Source organism: Sulfurospirillum sp. HTRB-L1 (genome assembly GCF_059415125.1).
The window spans coordinates 1-1,313 of record NZ_JCAHZR010000020.1 but is presented as its reverse complement, the minus strand read 5'-3'; the positions used below and the strand labels follow the sequence as shown (position 1 = coordinate 1,313).

General features: G+C 45.9%; 1 protein-coding gene. It reads right to left on the bottom strand.

Going from position 1 to position 1,313, the window contains the following annotated elements; all coding sequences use genetic code 11:
* Positions 1–14 precede the first annotated feature (14 nt).
* Positions 15–1,313 (bottom strand): aspartate ammonia-lyase (gene aspA / locus AC5SLM_RS14405; protein ID WP_495251671.1); only part of this gene is annotated, 1,299 nt, incomplete at its 5' end.

Genomic DNA, 1,313 nt, shown 5'->3' with positions numbered 1-1,313 from the left:
TTTACACGCAACGCTCACACCACCGGCTTAATCTTATGTTTCTCCGACAACCCATAATTCTTCGGTCGAATCATGTTCTCAGGCTTAATAATCTCATCCAACGCTTCTTTTTCTAAGAACCCTTTTTCTAGCACAATGTCATACACCGACCGTCCACTTTGCAGGGCTTCTTTAGCCACGATGGTAGAGTTCTCATAGCCAAGGTAAGGATTAAGGGCGGTAACTAACCCAATACTATTAAGCACCAGTTCCAAACAACGCTCTTTATTGGCCGTAATCCCACACACACACGAAGTAGCCAAGGTTTCAAAAGCATTTTTCATCATGTTGATAGAGTTAAAGAGGTTGTAGGCAATAAGCGGTTCAAACACATTAAGCTGTAACTGACCTCCCTCAGACGCCATGGTAATAGCCACGTCAGTGCCAATGACTTGATAACACACTTGGTTTACGACTTCAGGAATCACAGGGTTGACTTTACCTGGCATAATAGAACTGCCTGGTTGCATGGCAGGGAGGTTAATCTCATTAAACCCAGTGCGGGGACCAGAACTAAGCAAACGCAAGTCATTACAAATCTTAGACATCTTGGTAGCTACCCGTTTAAGCACCCCAGAAATCTGCACATAGGCTCCCGTATCTTGGGTCGCTTCAATGAGGTCATTGGCCGTGACAAAGGGGCGTCCTGTCACTTCTTGGAGTTTGCTCTCCACCAGTTTGGTGTACTCAGGATGGGCATTGATCCCTGTCCCAATGGCGGTTGCCCCCATGTTCATCTCACGGACTAATTGTTGGGCTTCACGGATACGCTCAATGTCTTCGCCTATCATGACCGCATAGGTACGAAACTCTTGCTCTAGCGTCATGGGTACGGCATCTTGGAGTTGGGTACGTCCCATCTTGATGACATCTTTAAACTCCGTAGCTTTCTTAGCAAAGGCCCCTTTGATGATGGCCATAGACTCATTAAGTTCTCCGAGCTTTTCATACAAGGCTACCCGAAGGGCAGTAGGGTACGCATCGTTGGTAGATTGGGAAAGGTTGACGTCATTGTTAGGGTGCAGGTGTTTATACTCTCCCTTAGCAAATCCCATAAACTCTAATCCAAGGTTAGCAATGACTTCATTGGTATTCATGTTCGTTGAAGTACCAGCCCCTCCTTGAATCATGTCTACCATGAACTGTTCATGGTACCTTCCAGCAATAAGTTCATCGCACGCATGGCAAATAGCACCTTTTTTCTTTTCACTCAACAAGCCCAGTTCAAAGTTGGCTAACGCGGCTGCTTTTTTCACTTTCGCAAGGGAAATGAT